Source organism: Paraburkholderia sp. CNPSo 3076, assembly GCF_026343935.1.
Classification (GTDB): domain Bacteria; phylum Pseudomonadota; class Gammaproteobacteria; order Burkholderiales; family Burkholderiaceae; genus Paraburkholderia; species Paraburkholderia nodosa.
The window spans coordinates 1-1,860 of the sequence record NZ_JAPMAL010000116.1 but is presented as its reverse complement, the minus strand read 5'-3'; the positions used below and the strand labels follow the sequence as shown (position 1 = coordinate 1,860).

Below are 1,860 nucleotides of genomic sequence, written 5' to 3'. Positions count from 1 at the left end.
GCAACCACGCCGGCGCCGACGGTACGGCCACCTTCGCGGATTGCGAAGCGCAGACCTTCTTCCATCGCGATCGGAGCGATCAGCTTCACCGTGATCGACACGTTGTCGCCCGGCATGACCATTTCCTTGTCCTTCGGCAGCTCGATCGAGCCCGTCACGTCCGTCGTACGGAAGTAGAACTGCGGACGGTAGTTGTTGAAGAACGGCGTGTGACGGCCGCCTTCGTCCTTGCTCAGCACGTACACTTCAGCCGTGAAGTGCGTGTGCGGCGTGATCGAACCCGGCTTGGCCAGCACCTGGCCACGCTCCACGTCTTCACGCTTCGTGCCGCGCAGCAGGATACCCACGTTGTCGCCTGCCTGACCCTGGTCGAGCAGCTTGCGGAACATTTCCACGCCCGTGCAGGTCGTCTTCACCGTCGGCTTGATACCGACGATTTCGATTTCCTCGCCGACCTTGACGATGCCGCGCTCGACGCGACCCGTCACCACCGTGCCGCGACCCGAGATCGAGAACACGTCTTCCACCGGCATCAGGAACGCGCCGTCAACCGCACGCTCCGGCGTCGGGATGTACGTGTCCAGTGCGTCGGCCAGGTTCATGATCGCCACTTCACCCAGTTCGCCCTTGTCGCCTTCCAGCGCCAGCTTGGCCAGCACACCAGGATGGCGCCGTCCATCTGTGCCGCGCCCGTGATCATGTTCTTCACGTAGTCAGCGTGGCCCGGGCAGTCGACGTGTGCGTAGTGGCGGTTAGCCGTTTCGTACTCGACGTGCGCGGTGTTGATGGTAATACCACGTGCCTTTTCTTCCGGCGCTGCGTCGATCTGGTCGTACGCCTTCGCCTCGCCGCCGAACTTCGCGGTCAGAACCGTCGTGATCGCTGCCGTCAGCGTGGTCTTGCCGTGGTCAACGTGACCGATCGTGCCCACGTTCACGTGCGGCTTGGTCCGCTCAAACTTACCCTTGGCCATTTTCGACTCCTAAGAGGATTTTTCCGTACGTTGCGCGGGGCGCGCAAACAATCACTGGCTTGCTGCTGCCTGCTCGATGCGAGGCTTCTGAGGCTCGCTAGATACCGGCTGGTGCCCATGGGCAGGATCGAACTGCCGACCTCTCCCTTACCAAGGGAGTGCTCTACCACTGAGCCACATGGGCGAAAACTGCTCTGAACCGCTTTAATGCTTCGCTGGAGCGGGTGAAGGGAATCGAACCCTCGTCGTAAGCTTGGAAGGCTTCTGCTCTACCATTGAGCTACACCCGCGAGGTTCGCCGGCCATTTCAATCACGCGACTGCTAGCGCAATTTTACCGACCCGACACTACTACAGCTGAATTCTGGTGGAGGAGGTTGGATTCGAACCAACGTAGGCGTAAGCCAACAGATTTACAGTCTGCCCCCTTTAGCCACTCGGGCACCCCTCCGCAGAGAACTGATGATTATAGGGGAACATCCGAATCGTGTCAAGCACTTTGTTCGGCGTCGATCCCACAACGCTCTCACTTATAGGGAGAGCGGAAAAGCAAAAACCCCGGCTTTTTAGGGCCGGGGTCTCGCTTGTAGAGGAGCCTGACGATTACCTACTTTCACACGGGCAATCCGCACTATCATCGGCGTGGAGCTGTTTCACGGTCCTGTTCGGGATGGGAAGGGGTGGGACCAGCTCGCTATGGTCATCAGGCATGACGGGTTGCTGCGTCGCAGGGTTCTGCGCCACAGCCAATCGGGAAGAAGCGTAAAGAGGTGTTGCTCAATTGGGGTTGTGTTGTTTCCGGCACAACACGCGATTCTCTCAACCTGTGCGTCCTGCTCACCCACGCGGGGCGGAGGCACACCTGTTATAGGATCAAGCCTTACGGGC

Annotated in this window: 3 tRNA genes, 1 rRNA gene and 1 pseudogene; all 5 read right to left on the bottom strand. The window is 59.8% G+C overall.

Annotation, left to right across the window (positions count from 1 at the left end):
* Nucleotides 1–973 (bottom strand): annotated as a pseudogene (locus M3A49_RS42285) (elongation factor Tu); the annotation flags it as partial.
* Between the two features lie 109 nt (nt 974–1,082).
* Nucleotides 1,083–1,157: transfer RNA gene (locus M3A49_RS42280), tRNA-Thr, on the bottom strand.
* A 32-nt stretch (nt 1,158–1,189) separates the two neighbouring features.
* A tRNA-Gly gene (locus tag M3A49_RS42275) sits at nt 1,190–1,263 on the bottom strand.
* A 74-nt stretch (nt 1,264–1,337) separates the two neighbouring features.
* Nucleotides 1,338–1,423 (bottom strand) — tRNA-Tyr (locus tag M3A49_RS42270).
* Between the two features lie 143 nt (nt 1,424–1,566).
* Nucleotides 1,567–1,680, bottom strand: a 5S ribosomal RNA gene (rrf, locus tag M3A49_RS42265).
* Between the last annotated feature and the right edge of the window lie 180 nt (nt 1,681–1,860).